This window comes from Rhodococcus sp. 11-3, from assembly GCF_023704055.1.
Classification (GTDB): domain Bacteria; phylum Actinomycetota; class Actinomycetes; order Mycobacteriales; family Mycobacteriaceae; genus Rhodococcus; species Rhodococcus aetherivorans.
The window spans coordinates 109,990-128,753 of sequence record NZ_CP080406.1 but is presented as its reverse complement, the minus strand read 5'-3'; the positions used below and the strand labels follow the sequence as shown (position 1 = coordinate 128,753).

The 18,764-nt window shown below is 69.1% G+C and carries 19 protein-coding genes; 10 read left to right on the top strand and 9 right to left on the bottom strand.

What is annotated here, in order from left to right; all coding sequences use genetic code 11:
• Positions 1–88 precede the first annotated feature (88 nt).
• Together KZJ41_RS00560 and KZJ41_RS00555 are read left to right on the top strand one after the other, a co-directional pair.
• Positions 89–1,453, top strand: a complete 1,365-nt coding sequence (locus tag KZJ41_RS00560; protein ID WP_006931521.1) for a TIGR01777 family oxidoreductase — start codon at positions 89–91, stop codon at positions 1,451–1,453.
• An 11-nt stretch (positions 1,454–1,464) separates the two neighbouring features.
• Positions 1,465–2,970 carry an SDR family oxidoreductase gene (locus KZJ41_RS00555; RefSeq protein WP_084648694.1) on the top strand — a complete coding sequence of 502 codons (1,506 nt, stop codon included), beginning with the start codon at positions 1,465–1,467 and terminating at the stop codon, positions 2,968–2,970.
• Positions 2,971–3,020: 50 nt separating this feature from the next.
• Here KZJ41_RS00555 and KZJ41_RS00550 read toward each other — a convergent pair whose 3' ends face one another.
• The 3 genes from KZJ41_RS00550 to KZJ41_RS00540 form a co-directional block, all read right to left on the bottom strand.
• Positions 3,021–4,880, bottom strand: a complete 1,860-nt coding sequence (locus KZJ41_RS00550) for a BCCT family transporter (protein WP_065923577.1) — start codon at positions 4,878–4,880, stop codon at positions 3,021–3,023.
• Positions 4,881–5,112: 232 nt separating this feature from the next.
• Positions 5,113–5,694, bottom strand: coding sequence for a lipocalin family protein (locus tag KZJ41_RS00545; RefSeq protein ID WP_043802862.1), 582 nt, complete (start codon positions 5,692–5,694; stop codon positions 5,113–5,115).
• A 29-nt stretch (positions 5,695–5,723) separates the two neighbouring features.
• A complete protein-coding gene (locus KZJ41_RS00540; RefSeq protein WP_065923244.1) occupies positions 5,724–6,395 on the bottom strand; it encodes a fasciclin domain-containing protein in 672 nt (223 codons plus the stop codon).
• Positions 6,396–6,542: 147 nt separating this feature from the next.
• Between KZJ41_RS00540 and KZJ41_RS00535 the strand changes: the two genes are divergently transcribed.
• From KZJ41_RS00535 to KZJ41_RS00525, 3 genes are all read left to right on the top strand, one after another.
• Entirely contained in the window at positions 6,543–7,172 is a 630-nt protein-coding gene (locus KZJ41_RS00535; RefSeq protein WP_029546843.1) for a dienelactone hydrolase family protein, read from the top strand.
• A 219-nt stretch (positions 7,173–7,391) separates the two neighbouring features.
• Complete coding sequence (locus KZJ41_RS00530) at positions 7,392–7,967, top strand: sigma-70 family RNA polymerase sigma factor (RefSeq protein WP_006931514.1); 576 nt, start codon at positions 7,392–7,394, stop codon at positions 7,965–7,967.
• A complete protein-coding gene (locus KZJ41_RS00525) occupies positions 7,957–8,709 on the top strand; it encodes an anti-sigma factor (protein WP_006931512.1) in 753 nt (250 codons plus the stop codon). The genes KZJ41_RS00530 and KZJ41_RS00525 overlap by 11 nt, the downstream gene beginning before the upstream one ends.
• Positions 8,710–8,744: 35 nt before the next feature.
• On the opposite strand, the gene KZJ41_RS00520 is transcribed toward KZJ41_RS00525, so the two are convergent.
• A complete protein-coding gene (locus tag KZJ41_RS00520; protein WP_006931511.1) occupies positions 8,745–9,164 on the bottom strand; it encodes a MarR family winged helix-turn-helix transcriptional regulator in 420 nt (139 codons plus the stop codon).
• Between the two features lie 74 nt (positions 9,165–9,238).
• Here KZJ41_RS00520 and KZJ41_RS00515 point away from each other — a divergent pair, with 74 nt between their 5' ends.
• The 5 genes from KZJ41_RS00515 to KZJ41_RS00500 all read left to right on the top strand — a co-directional run bounded on the left by KZJ41_RS00515 (position 9,239) and on the right by KZJ41_RS00500 (position 14,537).
• A complete protein-coding gene (locus tag KZJ41_RS00515) occupies positions 9,239–11,311 on the top strand; it encodes an MMPL family transporter (RefSeq protein WP_029546841.1) in 2,073 nt (690 codons plus the stop codon).
• A 121-nt stretch (positions 11,312–11,432) separates the two neighbouring features.
• A complete protein-coding gene (locus tag KZJ41_RS00510; protein WP_006931507.1) occupies positions 11,433–11,786 on the top strand; it encodes an HPF/RaiA family ribosome-associated protein in 354 nt (117 codons plus the stop codon).
• A gap of 651 nt (positions 11,787–12,437) precedes the next feature.
• Entirely contained in the window at positions 12,438–12,560 is a 123-nt protein-coding gene (locus KZJ41_RS28395; protein ID WP_006931504.1) for a hypothetical protein, read from the top strand.
• Positions 12,561–12,791: 231 nt separating this feature from the next.
• The gene (locus KZJ41_RS00505) at positions 12,792–12,950 is read left to right on the top strand and encodes a hypothetical protein (RefSeq protein ID WP_006931502.1); all 159 of its coding nucleotides are present in this window, start codon (positions 12,792–12,794) and stop codon (positions 12,948–12,950) included.
• Between the two features lie 153 nt (positions 12,951–13,103).
• Positions 13,104–14,537: a hypothetical protein gene (locus KZJ41_RS00500; RefSeq protein ID WP_155948050.1), complete on the top strand. Its 1,434-nt coding sequence runs from the start codon at positions 13,104–13,106 to the stop codon at positions 14,535–14,537.
• Between the two features lie 234 nt (positions 14,538–14,771).
• Here the strand turns inward: KZJ41_RS00500 and KZJ41_RS00495 are convergent, their stop codons facing one another.
• From KZJ41_RS00495 to KZJ41_RS00475, 5 genes are read right to left on the bottom strand one after another with little or no spacing between them, the layout of a single operon-like run.
• A complete protein-coding gene (locus KZJ41_RS00495) occupies positions 14,772–15,566 on the bottom strand; it encodes an SDR family NAD(P)-dependent oxidoreductase (protein ID WP_072633857.1) in 795 nt (264 codons plus the stop codon).
• Positions 15,563–16,060, bottom strand: a complete 498-nt coding sequence (locus tag KZJ41_RS00490) for a hypothetical protein (RefSeq protein WP_006931496.1) — start codon at positions 16,058–16,060, stop codon at positions 15,563–15,565. Before KZJ41_RS00490 ends, KZJ41_RS00495 begins: the two co-directional genes overlap by 4 nt.
• Entirely contained in the window at positions 16,057–17,202 is a 1,146-nt protein-coding gene (locus KZJ41_RS00485; RefSeq protein WP_006931494.1) for a thiolase family protein, read from the bottom strand. The genes KZJ41_RS00490 and KZJ41_RS00485 overlap by 4 nt, the downstream gene beginning before the upstream one ends.
• Entirely contained in the window at positions 17,199–17,549 is a 351-nt protein-coding gene (locus KZJ41_RS00480) for a Zn-ribbon domain-containing OB-fold protein (protein WP_221776156.1), read from the bottom strand. The genes KZJ41_RS00485 and KZJ41_RS00480 overlap by 4 nt, the downstream gene beginning before the upstream one ends.
• A gap of 45 nt (positions 17,550–17,594) precedes the next feature.
• Positions 17,595–18,761, bottom strand: coding sequence for an acyl-CoA dehydrogenase family protein (locus KZJ41_RS00475; RefSeq protein WP_081636921.1), 1,167 nt, complete (start codon positions 18,759–18,761; stop codon positions 17,595–17,597).
• Positions 18,762–18,764: the final 3 nt, after the last annotated feature.

Below are 18,764 nucleotides of genomic sequence, written 5' to 3'. Positions count from 1 at the left end.
CAACATGATTCCCAGCTGATTCCACGGCGGCGCCGGGAGTTCTCCCGGCGCCGCTCCCGCACACCCGGACCAGGCCGAGGAAGGCACGATGGGCATCACGTACTCGAGCGTCGTCGACGCGCCACGCCGCGACGTCTTCGATTGGCACAGCCGACCGGGTGCGGTCAGGCGCCTGCTCCCCCCGTGGCAGCCGCTGCGGGTGATCACCGAATCCGACTCCCTCGAGTCGGGCCGGGCCGTCCTCGGTCTGCCGGGCGGATTGCGCTGGATCGCCGATCACCAGCCCGACGCCTACGACCCGCCCGCACGGTTCGTCGACAGCGTCGGCCGCGACGGGCTCACGTCGCTGCCCGCGGGGATCGCCGTGTCGTGGCGGCACGAGCACACCTTCGAGGCCCTCGGCGACCGTCGCACCCGCGTCACCGACCGGGTCGACACGCCCGTCCCGGAGCAGCTGCTGAAGCAGACCTTCCTCTACCGGCACCGTCAGCTCGCCGACGACCTCGCCGCCCACCAATGGTCACACGAGCAGGGGGTGCGGCCCGCCACGGTCGCCGTCACCGGGACGTCGGGCCTGGTCGGCACCGCACTGACCGCATACCTGAGCACCGGCGGCTATCACGTCGTCAGCCTCGTACGCGGCGAACCGCGCGGCGACGACGAACGTCGCTGGGATCCGAACGACCCCGCACCCGACCTGCTCGAGGGGATCGACGCCGTCGTCCACCTCGCCGGCGCCTCGATCTCCGGGCGCTTCAGCGACGCTCACAAGACCGCGATCCGGGACAGCAGGATCGAACCCACCCGGCTGCTGGCCGATCTCGCGGCACGCACTCCGAACGGACCCGCGACGTTCGTGTCCGCGTCGGCGATCGGGTTCTACGGCTACGACCGCGGCGACGAGCCGCTCACCGAGGATGCGCAGCGCGGCACCGGGTTCCTCGCCGACGTCGTCGCCGACTGGGAGGCCGCCACCGCGCCCGCCGCCGCGGGCGGGCTGCGCGTGGTACTGGTGCGGACCGGGATCGTGCAGACACCGCGCGGCGGGCCGCTGCAGTTGCAACGCCCCCTGTTCGAGGCCGGGCTCGGCGGCCGGCTCGGCACCGGCCGGCAGTGGCTGTCGTGGATCGACCTCGACGACCTGCTCGACGTCTACCACCGGGCCCTCGCCGACCCCCGCATCGCGGGCCCCATCAATGCCGTTGCACCGGAGCCGGTTCGCAACGACGAATACACCCGCACCCTGGCGCGGGTGCTGCACCGGCCGGCGCTGCTGCCGGTGCCCGGGTTCGGACCGCGGCTGCTGCTCGGCGAGGAAGGCGCGCGTGAGGTCGCCACGGCCGACCAGTGCGTCGTCCCGCGGTGCCTGGTCGACCACGGGCACCGCTTCCGCCGGCCGAAGCTCGAGGCCTGCCTGCGGCACCAACTCGGCCACATCGTGGAGAACGGATGAGTGGAGAACGGATGAGCTCCCCTCCGCTGCGCATCCTCGTCACCGGGGCGACCGGCTACATCGGGGGCCGGCTCGCCCCGCTGCTGATCGACGCGGGGCACCGGGTGCGGGTACTGGCCCGGACCCCCGACAAGTTGCGGGACGTGCCGTGGGCCGGCGACGTCGAGATCGTGCGCGGCGACCTGACCGACCCGGAGTCCCTGGCCGTCGCCTGCCGGGACATCGACGTCCTGTACTACCTGGTGCATTCGATGGGCGGGCGCGGCGAATTCATCGACACCGAACGCGCCGAGGCCGAGAACGTCGCCGCCGCCGCCCGGGCGGCCGGGGTGCAGCGCATCGTGTATCTCGGTGGGCTGCACCCGGACACGGCCGATCTCTCCACGCATCTGCGTTCCCGGGAGCAGGTGGGCCGGATCCTCGTGGAGTCCGGCGTGCCCACCCTGGTGCTGCAGGCCGGGGTGGTGATCGGTTCGGGCTCCGCGTCGTTCGAGATGATCCGGCACCTGAGCAACCGTCTGCCCCTGATGACCACCCCGAAGTGGGTGAACAACAAGATCCAGCCCATCGCGGTGCGCGACGTGCTGCATTACCTGGTGGGCGCGGCCACCGCTCCCCTCCCCCGCAGCCGCACCTACGACATCGGCGGCCCGGACGTGCTGCGCTACGGCGAGATGATGCAGGTGTACGCCGAGGTCGCGGGCCTGCGCCGGCGCCGCATCCTGGTGTTGCCCGTTCTCACCCCGAAGCTCGCGGGCCTGTGGATCGGGCTGGTCACCCCGATCCCGCCGTCGCTGGGCCGGGCGCTGATCGAGTCGTTGAGCAACGACGCGGTGGTCGCCGAACACGATATCGACGAGGTGATCCCGCCGCCGCCCGGCGGACTGACCGGCTACCGCGAGGCGGTCCGTCTGGCCCTGCACAAGATCGAGCGCGGCGACGTCGAAACCACCTGGGCGAGTGCGTCGCCCGTCGGCGCCCCCGCCGAACCGCTGCCGTCCGACCCGCACTGGGCGGGGGAGGCGGTCTTCGTCGACGAGCGCGTTATCGACTGCGACACCGACGCCGGCACGGTGTGGGAGGTGGTCGAGAGCATCGGCGGCGAGAACGGCTGGTACTCCTTCCCGCTCGCCTGGACGATCCGCGGGTGGCTCGACCGGTTCGTCGGCGGCGTCGGTCTGTCCCGGGGCCGCCGGAACCCGCGCACCCTGCACACCGGGGACGCGCTCGACTTCTGGCGCGTCGAGCGCCTCGAACGTCCCACCCTGCTGCGGCTGCGGGCCGAGATGCGGGCGCCGGGCGGGGCGTGGCTCGAGTGGCGCATCGAGCCGCTCGATCCCGGCCGGGCCCGGCTGCACCAGCGGGCGATCTTTTTTCCGAAAGGGCTTGCAGGACGGATCTACTGGTATGCGCTCGTGCCGTTCCACGGCATCATCTTCAAGGGCATGCTCGAGAACATCGCCGGCACCGCGCACCGCACGTCGGGGCCGAATGTCACATACGGTCACGTGAAGTGATGCGGTGTGACATTCGGCCCGCGGAAGGACGGCAGTAGCCGCCGCGGCCGTCAGTTCGGCGCGGGCTGGCGCCCGTGTTCGGCCTCGCGCTGGGCCACACCCTCGGCGGACTCGGCGAAGTGCGGCGTGTCGAACACCTCGCCGCCCAGCGGATCCTCCGGGTGGGCGTCGTCTGCGATTGCGACCTGCCCGGTCTGCGCGTCGACGCTGACGGAATTCGCGGGCACCTCGTGCACGGCGACGACGAGGCGGGCGGGCGCACCGGGCTCCACGACTCCGTTCCGGCTCGGATCCAGGCCGGCGAACGTGGCGGAGATTCCCGGCCGGTGGCCGGCCTTGTGCCCACCCGGGGCGGCGGCCGGTTCCCGCACGGCCACCTGCAGGTACCGGGGGGCGGTGGCGACCTCGTACCGGAACGCCTTCAGCATCGACACGCACGCCAGCACCATGGCGATCGAGAACGGGACCGCCGTCACGATCGACGCCGTCTGCAGGGCGGTCAGCGACCCGCTGCCGCCGACGATCAGCAGCACCGCTGCGGCCACACCCTCGAGCACCGACCAGTAGACACGGGTGATCTTCGGTGTCTCGAGGTTACCGCCGGTGGAGAGGATGTCGATCACCAGCGACCCGGAGTCCGACGACGTGACGAAGAAGAACACGACGACGACGATCGCGAGCAGACTGGTCAGGACGGACAGCGGCAGACCGTCGAGCAGCACGAACAGCGACGTGTTGGTGTCCACCGTGCCGTCGGCGGCGAGCATGTCGCCGTCGTTGCGCTGCCGCAGGATCCCGGCGTTGCCGAAGATGGTGAACCACAGCGACGCGACGAGGGTGGGGGCGAGCAGGACACCGAAGACGAACTCGCGGATCGTGCGACCGCGGGAGATGCGGGCGATGAACATACCGACGAACGGCGCCCAGCTCATCCACCAGCCCCAGTAGAAGACGGTCCACGCCCCCGACCAGCCGTCCTCGGCGAACGGCGCGGTGCGCAGCATCAGTTCGGGCAGGGCCTGCACGTAGCCGCCGAGGTTCTGCACCCACGACTGCAACAGGAACAGCGTCGGCCCGAGCAGCAGGACGAACACCGCGAGTCCCGCCGCGAGTGCCATGTTGATGTTGGACAGCCACTTGAGGCCGCGCGAGACGCCGGACACCACCGAGAAGGTTGCCAGCCCCGTCACCCCGACGATCAGCGCGACGGTGAGCCAGTTTCCGGTCTCCACCCAGCCCAGGTAGTCGAGGCCCGCGGAGATCTGCTGGACGCCGAAGCCCAGCGACGTCGCGACACCGAAAAGGGTTCCCACGATGGCGATCGCGTCGATCGCGTGCCCGATCGGACCCTCCACGCGGGCGCGCCCGAGCAGCGGTTCGAGGAGCCAGCGCACGGACAGCGGACGGCCCTTGCGGTACGTCATGTACGCCAGGCCGAGGCCGACGACGACGTAGATCGCCCACGCGTGCAGACCCCAGTGGAACAGGGTCAGCTCCATCGCCTGGTTCGCGGCGGCGTCCGTGGAGCCGGGGATGCGTCCCGCCTGCGGGGGATCCACGTAGTGCGACAGAGGTTCCGCGACACCGTAGAACACCAGTCCGATACCCATGCCGGCGCTGAAGAGCATCGCGAACCACGAGAAGGTTCCGAACTCGGGTTGCTCGTCGTCGCGGCCGAGCTTGATGTTGCCGATGCGGCTGATCCCGCAGTACAGCGCGAAGATCACGAATCCGGTGGCGATCAGGATGTACCACCAGCCGACGCCGTCGGTGACGGCGCGGTTGAGCGAATCGAACGCCCCCTCGGCCGACCCTGCGTAGACGACCGCAAAGGCGATCAGCCCCAGGATCACCAGCGAGGCGGGGACGAACACGGGCTTGCGCAAGCCTCGCCATGCGTCGCGAATCATCTTCACCAGCTCCTCGTGTCGCGGCGAGCCGGATCCGGCGCTCGGAGGGCTCACCCACGTCGCGAATCGAACCTAACAGAGCCGGCGCGCGCCCGCGGGAAACGCAACCGAGCACCCGCGCCACCCCCGCCGGGGGCCGAATGTCACATGCGATCGATCGAGCTGATGCAATGTGACATTCGGCCGGGGGCGGAGCGGCACCGGTACGAGTCCGGTACGCGCAGAAGGCGGTTCACACGGTGCAGAGCGGTTTGATCTCCTGCAGGCCCTCCGTGGTGGGCGAGGTGAGCATGAGGCAGCTGTTGTAGCCCTGCTGCTCGACCACGGTCCGGATCTGCTGCCACGCAGCGTCGTCCACGACGGGCGAACGCGACAGTACGAACCCGGAGATCCGGGTCGGATCCCCCACGAGCGCCCACGAGTAGTCGTCCGCGAGGTAGCTCACGATGTAGTTGCTCGGACCGTCCAGCGAATCCTGGGACGGCACACCGGGGAAGCTCACATGCAGCGACGCGGTGTCGTTGACCCGCGCGTTGCCGACGATCCCCCGTCGCTCACCGGTGACGGTGGTGCACGAGTTCTCCACCCGCACGTTGCGCTCGTCGAGCAGGGTGTAGTTCGCCGTGGTGTCGCGCACGCAGTCGAGATTGAACGGCGCGGGATTGGCGGCCAGCTGATACCAGGTGCCCATGTACCGGTTCACGTCCAGCTCCGCCACCGGGGTGAGCGGGGCTGCCTGCGCCGGTGCCGCCATGAGGGCGGCGCCCGCGGCGGCCAGGACGGCCGCCGCGAGGCCTCGGATCATTCGTTTCACGTCGCTCCTCGGGTCCTACCGGGTCCGGGTCACTGCTGCGGTGCCGGCGGCAGCAGGACGGAGTCGACGAGGTAGACGGTCGCGTTGGCCGTCTTCACGCCGCCACAGATGACGTTGGCGTCGTTCACCTTCCATTCCTCGCCTTCACCGGTCACCTCGACGGTACCGCCCTGAACGGTGGTCTGGGTACCTTCGATGTCCGACGGCGCGATCTGGCCGGGCACGACGTGGTAGGTGAGAATGGTGGTGAGAGTGGCCGTATCGGTCTTCAGGCTCTCGATGGTTGCCGGATCGACCTTGGCGAAGGCGTCGTCGACCGGCGCGAACACGGTGAACTCGCCGCCGTTGAGCGTTTCGACGAGATTCACCTGCGGGTTGAGCTGCCCGCTGATCGCCGCGTTCAACTGGGTCAGAATCGGAATGTCGGCGACGGCAGTCCCGACGGGTTGCTGCGCGATGGCCTCCAGCGAACCCGGCCCGCTGGGAACCTGCTCGGCGTACGCGGCGCAACCCGGACCCACCGGGGCCGACGCCATGGCCTCGGTGGTGGGCGACATCGCCGACGTGGCGCTCTCCATCGCCGACGTAGCCGACGTAGCCGACGACGAACCCGAGTCGTCGGACGAGCACGCCGCGACACCCATCATCGCCATTGCGCCGATTCCGACTGCCGCCAAGCTCTTTCGCGTGTTGATAACCATGGCCCCAATTCCCTTCGGTGTCGTGGTCCTTGCGACCACGTCGGTCAGGTGTGTCATCTGCCATTCGGCGCGGACGGAAGGGCGGATGGGTGGATCTGCAAGATTTTTTCGACCCATCCGATTCCGGCCGCGCTCCGAACACCCGGCATGGAGATTGCATCGAACCGGCCCCGCGCACACGTGCTGGTTCTTCCGGGTGGCAAGCCGGCCAGCACGGCCGCCGCCCGGCCGTGGCACCTGTCCGCGCTGCGGATGACCTTGCTGACCGAATCCCTGCGCTCCCGGCTGAGCATGTACGACATCACCGTCGGGCAGGTGCGCTACACCCACCGCGGATGGAACGGGGACCGGATGAGTCCCGTCCACGACGCCCTGCGGGCCCTCGACGAGGTGCACCGGCGGCGCGGCGACGTCCGGATCGGGCTCGTGGGCCACTCCATGGGCGGAAGGGTGGCGGCCCACCTCGCGGCACAGCCCGGCGTCGGGGCCGTCGTCGCGCTGGCACCGTGGTGGCCCGACAACGACGGCGCTCTCGTCCCACCCGAGCGACGGCTGCTGGTGGTGCACGGTACCGCCGACACGAGGTGCGATCCGCGCCTGAGCGCGGTTCAGGCGGCCCAGGCCCGCGGACGCGGCGTCGACGCCCAGTTCCGGCCGCTCGCGGGGGCCGGCCACTTCCTGCTCACCAAGCCGGGCTGGTGGCATGCCGTCACCGCCGAGTTCCTCCGTGAATCCCTGGCCCCGGCCGGCCGGCGGGCAGGAGGAGACCATGCCTGACACCCCGCGCGACGTCGCAGTGATCGGCAGCGGTGGCGCCGGCCGGCCGGAACGGGCCGGCGGCGTCGCGCTCGAGAATTCGTTCCGGAGGTGATCGCCTTGCTCGATTCGACTCTTGCCTCGCCCGCCGGCCCCGGCCGCCCGAACGGACCGGCCGAGGACGGCTTGAGCCGCCCGAATCGCCCGACTAGGCTTTCGCTCGATGAGCGGACAGGGCCGATGACCGGCGTCGGCGGACGTACCGACACACTCGATGCGCTGCTCGCGCGCGTGGCGGTGCAGGACGCGGCTGCATTCGCCGAGTTCTACGACCTGACCCGCGCCCGCGTGTACGGCATGATCCTGCGCGTCCTGCGCGATCCCGGCTACAGCGAGGAGACGGCGCAGGAGGTCTACCTGCAGGTCTGGCGTTCCGCCTCCGGTTTCGACGCCGCCCAGGGTTCGGCCCTGTCCTGGCTGATCACCCTGGCGCACCGCCGGGCCGTCGACCGGGTGCGGTCCGAGCAGTCCGGGGCCGACCGCGAGGCACGCTACGGCGCGAGCAACGTCGACGCGGCGTTCGACGTCGTCAGCGAGGAGGCGGCCCGGCGCGAGGACCGGCAGCAGGTCGCCCACTGTCTGGGCACGCTGACCGATCTGCAGCGTCGGTCCGTCGAACTCGCCTACTTCGGTGGGCTGACGTACCGCGAGGTGTCCGAACAACTTTCGGTCACGCTACCGACCGTGAAATCGAGAATCCGAGACGGACTGCTCCGTCTACGCAAGTGTCTGGGGGTGCAGGGCGATGACGAGTGAGGCCCGACCCGGTTTCGGCGATGTGGACCGCGAACTGATCGACCTCGCGGTCGTGTACGCGCTCGACGCGGTGTCCGATGCCGAACGCCGCGACATCGAGTCCCGGGTGGCCGAAGCCGCTCCCGAGGTGGCGGCGGCGTTCGCCCGGGAGACGGCGGCCGTCCGGGAGACCATGGCCGTGGTGTCGGCGTCGACGGCCACCGAGCCGCCGGCCGGACTGCGCGAGCGTCTGCTGGACGCGATCGCCGCCGAATCCGGCCCGCAGGCGCCGCCCGTCGCACCGATCTCGCTGGACGAGCGGCGCGGCCGGCGCCGCAACTTCCTGCTCGCCGCGGCGGCCGCACTGCTGGTCGCCGTGGGTGGATTCGCCGTCGTCGCCCAGTTGCAGGAGGGCACCGCACCCACCTCGGCGCAGGTGTTCGCGGCGGAGGACGTGCGCACCACGTCGGGTGAGATCGAGGGCGGCGGAGTCGCCACGGTGGTGTACTCGAAGGAAGCCGACGCCGGGGTGCTGGTGATGAACAACGTGGCGCCGCCCGCCGAGGGCAGCGTCTACCAGATGTGGCTGATCACCCCCGAGGGCCCGGAGTCCGCGGGCATCATGGATGCCGAGGCGGTGGCGCCGTCCACCACGGCCGTCCTCGAGGGTGTCGGGCATTCGACCGCCCTGGCATTCAGCATCGAACCGCCGGGCGGGTCGGCGCAGCCGACGCAGATCTTCGCCCAACTGCCGCTGGGCTGACCCGGGGGACGGAATCGCCCGCACCTCGCGGCGGCTCAGCGCTGTGCCGATCGGACCAGTTCGATCAGAAGGGAGCGCAAGGTGGCGGGGTCGGACACCACCGCGGTCGGCTGCGCATCGGTGCGCTCGAGTTCGATCATCGCCCGGTACAGCTCGTACCCCGATTCGGTGATCCGGACGCGCATGCGCCGCTCGTCGGCGGGATCGACGGTGCGCGTGGCGAATCCGGACCGCTCGAGGTGCTCGACGGTCCGGCTCATCGTCTGGTCGGTCACGCGGCAGGCCCGGGCGATCTCCCGCTGGGAGCGCGGACCGTCGGCGATCGTGTGCAGGGCTACCAACCCGGCGTGGGTGAGACCGTGGGCGCGCAGAGTCGATTCCCAGGCCTGCTCCACCAGCCGGGCGGCCGTGGACAGCAGCCGGCCGGTCGGCCAGCTCTCGAGATCGTCGGTCATGAGATACCTTTTCACTATTGTTCAGCTAGCTGAGTAATCTGGGCTCGGCGTACTCGCATTCTCCTGGAGGAAGATTGAACACCGTCACCGCGCCGGCGCGTTCACCTCGTCGCATCCGCTGGCTGCTGCCGGCGCTGCTGCTCATCGCGTGGCTCGCGATCGCCGGCGCCGGCGGTCCCTTCGCCGGCAAGCTCAGCGAAGTCCAGCAGAACGACAACAGCTCGTTCCTCCCGGCCTCCGCGGAATCCACCCGGGCGGGCGAACTCTATGCGGACTTCACCGACACCCGGTACGTGCCCGCGATCGTCGTCGCCGAACGCCCCTCCGGCATCACCCCCGACGACCTCGCCTACCTCGCGGGGGCGTCGGCCGGCCCGCCGCCGGTCCCGTCGCAGGACGGTCAGGCCGCGCGGATGATCGTGCCGATCGACAGCACCGGAGAGGTCGGGGACGCCGTCGACGAACTGCGCGCCGAGCTTGCCGATCCGCCCGAGGGGCTGACGATCTACGTCACCGGTCCCGCCGGGCAGATCGCCGATCTGACGACGGCGTTCGAGGGCATCGACGGCCTGCTGCTGCTGGTCGCCGGTGGGGTGGTGCTGCTGATCCTCGTCGTCGTCTACCGCAGTCCCCTGCTGCCGTTCGTGGTGATCCTCTCGGCGGTGTTCGCCCTCGCGCTGGCGAGCCTGCTCGTGTACCTGCTGGCCGACGCCGACGTCATCGCCCTCAACGGACAGAGCCAGGGCATCCTGTTCATCCTCGTCTTCGGCGCCGCGACCGACTATGCGCTGCTGCTGGTGTCCCGCTACCGCGAGGAACTGCGCCTCGAACAGGACCGGTTCGCCGCGATGCGCACTGCGTGGCGGGCCACGCTGGAACCGATCGCCGCGTCGGCGGGCACCGTCATCGCCGGCGTGCTGTGCCTGTTGCTGTCCGACCTGAACTCCAACCGCGGCCTCGGCCCCGTCGCCGCGATCGGCATCGTCGCCTCGTTCGTCGCCTCCATGACGTTCCTGCCGTCCGCACTGGTGCTCCTCGGCCGGGCCGCGTTCTGGCCGAAGCGGCCGACGGCCGACCCCGACGCCGATCGGGACGACCTGGCGTCGGCGCACCGGTTCTGGAACGGGCTCGCACAGCGGGTCGGCGCCCATCCGCGGCGGATCTGGGTGGTGTCGAGCCTCGTCCTCGTCGGCTTCGCGATGCTGCTGCCGCAGTTCAAGGCCGACGGCGTCGCCCAGTCGGAGATCTTCCTGCTCGAGACCGACTACGTGACCGGCCAGGAGATGCTCGGCAGGCACTTCGACGCCGGCACCGGCTCCCCCACCGTGATCATCACCCGCGAGTCCGCGGCCGGCGACGTCGCCGCCGCCGCCCGCGTCGAGGGCGTCACCGAGGTGGCGCCGGTGACCGGCCCGGACGGTGCGACGACCGTCGTCGACGGCCGCGTCGCGCTGCAGGCGACCCTCTCGGATCCCGCCGACTCGCCGGCCGCCGAGAACACCGTCGAGCGCATCCGCGACGCGGTCGGCGGAGTGCCGGGGGCCGAGGCCCTGGTGGGCGGGACCACGGCGGTCGATCTGGACACCAAGAACACCGCCACCCGCGACCGCACGGTGATCATTCCCGTCGTCATCGCGGTGGTGCTGCTGATCCTGATCCTGCTGCTGCGGGCACTCGTCGCGCCGGTGCTGCTGATGCTGACGGTCGTCGTGTCCTTCGCGGCGACCCTCGGCGTGTCGTCGCTGGTCTTCGACCATCTGCTCGGGTTCCCCGGCGCCGACCCGGTGGTGCCGCTGTTCGGCTTCGTCTTCCTCGTCGCGCTGGGCATCGACTACAACATCTTCCTGATGACCCGGGTGCGGGAGGAGAGCGCCCGGGTGGGCACCCGGCGCGGCACGCTGCGGGCCCTGACCGTGACCGGCGGGGTGATCACCTCCGCAGGCATCGTCCTGGCCGCGACGTTCTCGGCGCTGGCGGTGATCCCGCTGCTGTTCCTCGCGCAGATCGCGTTCATCGTCGCGTTCGGCGTGCTGCTCGACGCACTGCTGGTCCGGTCGCTGCTCGTGCCGGCACTGACGATCGACATCGGAAAGCGGATCTGGTGGCCGAGCACGCTCGCGCGCAGGGAACCGGAAGAGGTGGGCTGACACGGCCGGCCTGGTTGCTCACCCGTACCGAGTTCGGGTGGAATCGACACGACGCAGCGCGCGAAGGCACGGAGAACGACCTCCGGCCGTACCGACGCGCTCGAGAAGGAGACAGCTCGCGATGCAGATCCAGCTCAACAAGGACAGCCACATCCAGATCGACGACGACATCGCCCGTCGCCTCGAGGAGGAGTTGGAGTCCGCACTGAACCGGTTCGCCGACCGGATCACCCGGGTGGAGATCCACCTCAGCGACGAGAACGCGGACAAGTTCGGCACCACGGACAAGCGTTGTCTCCTCGAGGCGCGGATCGCCGGCCAGCAACCGATCGCGGTCACCCACAACGCGGGATCGGTGAAGGAGGCCTTCGACGGCGCCGTGCACCGCCTCCGCAGCCTGCTCGATTCCAAGCTCGGCCGCTCGACCGACCACAAGGGCGGCCCCTCCATCCGTCACATGGAGGTCGACGAGTAGACGACTCTCCCGGGAGTCGTCGGGACGAGAATCGCCGCGCCGCTCCGGAATCCGCTCCGGGAAACAACCGTGTGGATTCCGGAGCGGCGAGCGGATTCCGGTACGGCGGCGCGGTGCACGCGCCGCAGTTCCTCGTTCCGTACCGTCGACCGTTCAGGACGGCACGACGTGTCCCGCAACACCGCCCCCGACGGCATTGCGGGACACGCCGGGGGCCGCCGACCCGGCACGGCAGGTATCACCGGCGCGGACACGACCCCACGGGACCGAGCGTGTTCAGCTCAACCCGACACCGAGACCGAACGTCACGCTCAGCCACTTGAGGAACGCGCTGAATGCGACGCCCAGATCGAATCCGGCAGACATCGGACTCTCCTTCACCCTCGAAGATCCCGACCCGACCTCAGTGTATTACCCTCGAAAGAGTCACACCACCAAAGGATTTCGGGCAAATACCCCAGAGGGGACTTCTCGGGCGGTGGCGCGGGCTACGGCCCGAACCCCCACCACCTCGAAAACGGCGCGTCTCCGGCGACGCCGCCACCGCGGGCGGGTACCGACGCCGGGCGCCGTTCCGGCGAACTGGACTTTATTTTTTTGTTGGGTATGGTCGTGGCCAGTTTGCGATTGCCGATTCGGAAAGGATTGACAATGGCCGCCAAGCCCGCCGTCAAGAGTTCCAAACAGTCCGCCCGCACCCTGAAGGAGCGGCGCGCGGAAAAACGAGCCAAGGCGCTCGAGTCCACCCAGTTCCTCCGCAAGCGGAAGAGCTGACCGCGGATCGACGACGACCGATCCGAACGAAATGGATTTCACAACAACAGTTCTCGAAAGACTCTACGCGCAGCTCGGAATCGAGATCGCCCTCGCGAACCCCGGGGACGAATTCCTTCCGGGATATCACCGGGGAATTCGGACCGCGCGACTGTACGTCCTCGACGAATTGGCTCGCCATTCCGCACTGCCTGCCACCATCAGAAAAACTACGAGAGAATCGCATCTCCCATGAACACGGCACAGCACGCGCTCGGGAGAATTCGAGCGAACCTGGAAAATGATCTGGAGACACTCGCCCGCGCCGAGCACACCCGCGGGTTCCGCCGGGGACTGCGCGAGGCGTTGACTCGCGTGACGGAACTCGAGGACGCCACCGCCGCGGGCTGACCCTCCGGATCCCTCCGCCCCGGCCCGGGCGCTGCGTCCCCGGGCCGGGGCGGAGCGCTTCGCGCCGGAGGCGCCGACCTCGTCCCCGTGCCGAAAGCGAAGAATCAGATGCCGCGCCGGTATACCGATGTTGTTGCCACGCACGCCGAACCGATGCCCTCCCCGGCTCGGGCCGGGGTGCTGAAGGTGATGTTCCTGCCGCTGGACGTCGCAGCGAGCAGGCTTCCTCCCGCCGTTCCCGCCGTTGCCGGCACGGAGCCGTTCCTCCCGGCACGCATAGCCGACGCGCCCGGTGCCGATCACGTCGAGCGGGCACCGAGCCTGCTGGCGTTCCGGCACCTCACGGACCCCGGCGACGGCCCCGCCGCCTTCGGACCGGTCCGGCGTCCGGCGGCGGACACTCCACCGTCGGCGCCCGGCCGGACCCGTGTCGGCGCGCCCGGCGCGTGTGCGTCCCTGTGGGAGGTGCCCGGCGGCGGACTGGTGCTGGTGTGCGAGGAGTTGACCGCCGAGGCGCCCGGCACCGTGCTGACCTGGCACAGCGATCCCCTCTTCGACGGTGCCGACACCGGATTCCGTCGTGCGCTCGACGCATTTCTGGCGCCGTTCCGGGTGACCGCCGATGCCGGCCTGGTCGACGTGTTCCCCCGGCTCGACACCCGGCTGCCCGACCCCGCGGTGTACCGCCCGCTCCGCGAGGTGGTCGTTCGCACCGCTCGTCCGCTTGCGGGCGAGCGCACCGTCGAGGGACTGGTCGTGGAGGTCGCCGGGGACGGGTCCGATGCGGTGCGCCGGCTCGTCGGACCTCCCCGCTCCGGCACCCTCGCCGACGGGGTGTCGCGGGCATCCGGACGGTTGCGCACCTGGCATCCGGAACCGTTGGCCGATGCGCCGGTGCGGGCCGGGGCGCGGCTGGGCGTCCGCGACGACGCCCGGGCGATGCTGGTCGATCTCGGCGCCGCAGACCGTCACGGTTACCTCGGGGACGGCACCCGCGAGATGCTCTACCACCTGATCTGCTGGGTCGGCGCCCGGGCACACCTGCACACCGATCGGCGCCGGCTGCTCGGGCACCTGCGCACCCACCGCTCACACGACCGTGCGCAGCTCCTCACCGCGCTCGACGAGGTGGCCGACGTGCGTGCGCGCCTGGTCGAGGTGGCGCTGCTGTGCGCTCCCCCCGACGACGCGCCGGGACGGATCGCGCCGACGCGGTTGCGCTCGCTGCTCGCGCACCGGGCGAGCGCGGAGATCGACGGGGCACGAGCCGAGTTGACCGAGCTGTGCGCCACCGCCGACCTGGTGCTGCACCGGCGCCTGCACACCGCTCGCCCCCGGCCGCAGCCGCTGCCCGCCGCGCCCGCCGTCCTGTCGGCGATCGCACTTCCGGCAGCGGCGACGGCGGCGCTGCTCGTCCCGCTGCAGCATCTGCACCCCCCGACGCTCGTGCCGGCCGCCGTGTCCGCCGCCCTGGCCGTGGCGTTCCTGGCGGCGCCGCGACGAGATGGTGATGCCGCCGGACTCGTGCCGTTCCGGCGTCGGGACCCGCGGGCGCTGCGCCGCAGGGACGCCGGACCCGGGGTGTAGAGAATTCGTCAGGACATCGGCCGCGGGCGTCAAGATTCCGTATGGATCGCGGTCCGCGGACGGGCGCGGTGCGACAGTCATCGGTGACATCGGCTACCAGCGGGGGGACGACCTTGTTCGTAAGATCGTTCGGATTCGCGTAAACGGGATTGGAAGGCATGCTGACCCTTTCGTGGTGTTTTGACTTCAGCTGAAAGGGCGGTCTTCTGGGCAACGTCCGGACGAGTCTTCTCGTTACGCGGAGACGGTGTCCTTTCTGATCGAGCCGCTGATGCTTCGACCCCCGCATACCGGAATGCTCTGTCCGGTCACGTAACCGGCGTTGGCGTCGCCGAGGAAGGCAACCGCGCGGGCCACATCGATGGGCCGTCCTACCCGGCCGACCGGGATGGAGTGCCGGACCCGATCGAGGATGTGGGCGGGCATCGAATTCGACATCGGTGTTTCGATGAACCCGGGTGCAATGCAGTTGACGGTGATGCCGTCGGGCGCCAGGGACAACGACAGGCTTCTACTCACGCCGGCGATCCCCCCCTTGGAGGCGGCATAGTTGGTGGAGCCGAAGTTGCCCAGCCAGGCACGCGAAGTCAACGAGATGATCCGGCCACTTCCAGAGCAGCGCAGCGCTGGCAGAGCTGCGGCGGTGGTGGTCAGCATCCCGATCAGATTGACCTCGATGACCTGGCGGAAAACCGCGGGGTCCATTTTCTCGATGCGGGCGTCCTTGAGGATTCCCGCGCAGTTCACCAGAACGTCGAGTCCACCGAGATCGGCGACGGTGGCATCGACGGCGGCTTGTATGGACTGCCGGTCGGCGAGGTCTGCGGCTCGGGCCGACACAGCTACACCGGTTGCGTCGGCGATGTCGTTCGCTACGGTTTGCAATGCAACTTCGGAGATGTCCGACAGCCCTAGGCTGTATCCGAGTTCGGCCAGGTGTTCGGCGATACCCCGTCCGATGCCGCCCGCAGCGCCGGTGATGAAGGCGACACGAGCACGCGGCGTGGATTGCTGGTGGTCGGGGTTCATGGGTGCAGCCTCCCGAGGTCGGCGCCATTGGCAGCGTAAATTTCTTGGCCGGTCACCGCAGTGGCATGCTCAGCGGTCACCGTGGCGATCAGCTCGGTAACGGCCGGCTCGTTGGGGTCGGTGTCGAAGAAGATCGCGTTCGCGGCACCGCCGTGCCGCTGCAACTCGATCGCGACCGACCGGACGAAGCTGATCAGAGCCCCGGTAACCGCACAATCCAATGGTCTGAGCGGATCCCCCAGGGCCGCAGACGCGGGGGCGAGGACGACCACCCGACCGCGACCGTGTGTTTCGGTTATCGACGGCCAGTGATGCTGAACGGCGGAGAACGCGGACACCAGCGGATGTGCCACCGCATGCTCGAGGTCTGCGGTGTCGAGCGTCTGATCACCGTCTGCGCCGCGGAAGACGAGCACCACTACCGGGGAGGCGGCTACGTCGGCGGGGTTCGCGGGATCGGTGAGGTCGATTGTAGTGACCGTGGAGGCAGTCATCGCGTCACCAGCAGGACTGTGACCGAGCCACCGTCGGTGCCGCTGACGGTGCCTCCCTTGCAATAGGCGAGCCCGACGTTCGCTTCGTCGACTTGCCGTCTACCGGCTCGGTGGGTGAGTTGCCAGGTGAGCTCGCAGATCTGCGCGACGCCGGTGGCACCCACCGGGTGTCCACGGCTGAGGAGGCCGCCGCTGGCGTTGACGGGAAGTTTGCCCCCGATCGAGGTGTTACCGCTCTCTGTCCATCGCCCACCCTCACCGACCGGGACGACGCCGAGGCCTTCCAGGCGCACGATCTCGGCGATGGTGAAGCAGTCGTGCATCTCCACCAAGTCGATGTCTTCCGGCCCGTATCCGGTGATGTTCCACGCCTGTTCACCCGCTCGACGAGAGACGTCCTCGTCGTTGAGGTTGGTGTCGGCAGTGACGATTTTGCCGCTGACCAGGGCGCAGCCGGCGATACGCGGAGCTGATGAACGCCCTAGTCTGGCGAGACCGGCCGCACTGCACAGAACCACTGCGGCGGCACCGTCGCTGATGGGACTGCAATCGAGAAGTCCCAGTGGCTCGGCGATGGTGCGGGCGTCGAGAACTTCCTGCAAACTGATCGGTCGCTGGTATTGAGCGAACGGGTTGTGCACCGAGTGGGCGTGATTCTTCACGGCCACCGCGGCGATCTGCTCGCGAGTGGCACCGTGGTCGGACATATACCGCCGCGCACTCATTCCATGATTGGCGGCCATGACCAGGCCGTTGATGGCATCGAGGTCCGTGGGGTCGGGCATGACGCCGCCGGAGACACGGTCGGTCATCTTCTCCGCACCGATGACCAAGACGATGTCATACAGCCCGGCCTTGATCGCGATCCACGCTTCGCGGATCGCGGTCGCCCCGCTGGCGCAGTAATTTTCGTGGTTGGAGACGGGAAGCCCGCCAAGACCCATCTGCGCCGCGACGCGTTGGCCGGCGACCGGGCCGCCGAACACGTGCCCGACGTAGACGGATTCGATATCCTTGGTGGTCACGCCCGCGTCGGACATCGCTTCGCGGGCAGCGCCGACGGCGAGTTTCTCGAACGTGATGTCGACGGGGTATTTGCCGAATCGCACCATGCCGGCGCCGGCGATGTAGGTCTCGCTCATCGGTTCTCCTCGGTGCCCCGGAATCGGTACCACCACAGTGGTTCTCCGGAGGAATCGGTCTTCAACGTAAACAACTCGACGGCAACTTCGTCGTCGATCGCGACGGTGCCTGTCGCCGCGCCCAACAACCGGACACCGTCGTCGAGATCGACGGTCACCAAGGTGTAGGGCGTCTGTAACGGGGGCGGGGCCTGGTGAACGATGGTCCAGCTGGTGACTCGACCTCGGTCGGCCAGCAGGACGTTGTCGACGGCGTCGGCGCCGCAAATGGGGCACAGCGGCCGCTCCGGGAACGAACGCCGGCTGCACGCCCGGCAGGCGATACCCTTGAGGCCCTGGGGCTCCAAGCTGACAACGTCGCTTCTCAGTGGTGAACCCGTGGAAGTCATGGGCTACATTCCGCCTCTCTGGACCAGCTGCGCTGCAATGATGTTCTTCTGAATTTCATTCGTACCCTCGCCGACGATCATCAAGGGGGCGTCGCGGAAGTACCGCTCGATGTCGTACTCGGTCGAGTAGCCGTATCCGCCGTGAATGCGCAGCGCGGACAGCGCGACCTCCATCGCGGTCTCGGAGGCGAACAATTTCGCCATTCCCGCCTCCATGTCACATCGGAGTCCGGCGTCGAATCGACTGGCGGCAAACATGGTCAGCTGACGCGCGGCAGTGAGTTTGGTTGTCATGTCCGCAAGTTGGTGACCGATTGCCTGATGCTTCCAGATCGGCTTGCCGAACGACTGCCGATCCTGTGCGTATTGCAGCGCGTCTTCGAGCGCGGCGCGGCCGACCCCGAGGGCGCGGGAGGCGACCTGGATCCGGCCGGTCTCGAGGCCCTTCATCATCTGGGCGAAGCCGTGGCCCTCGGCGCCGCCGAGCACGGCCGAAGAGGGAACTCGGAAGTTGTCGAAGGAGAGCTCGCAGCTCTCGACGCCCTTGTATCCGAGCTTGGGGAGGTCACGCGAGACGGTCAGTCCGGGGCCGTGCTCGACGAGCAGGATGGAGATGCCCTTGTGCGTCGGGGTGGCCTGGGGGTCGGTCTTGCAGAGCAGGGCGATGAGGCCGGAGCGGCGCGCATTGCTGATCCAGGTCTTCGAACCGTTGACGAGGTATTCGTCCCGTTCGAGGCGTGCATGGGTACGCATCGCCTGGAGGTCGGATCCGCCGCCGGGTTCGGTCAGGGCCATGGTCGCGCGCAGTTCGCCGGTGGCCATCCGAGGAAGGTAGGTGGCCTTCTGGTCGGGGGTTCCGAAGGTGGTGAGCAGTTTCGCGACAACGGTGTGACCGCCCATGGCACCGGCCAAGCTCATCCAGCCGCGCGAGAGCTCCTCGGTGACCTGGACGTAGCACGGCATCGAAACCGGAGCGCCCCCGAACTGCTCGGGAATGGCCAGCCCGTAGATGCCGATCTTCTTCATCTGTTCGATGAATTCCTCGGGGTACTCGTTCTGGTGTTCCATCTCGTGTACGACTGGCTTCACATCGCGGTCGATGAAGTCGCGGACGGTCTGGACGAGGAGTTGTTCTTCCTCGGGGATGTCGATATTCACGTGAGAGTCCATCTG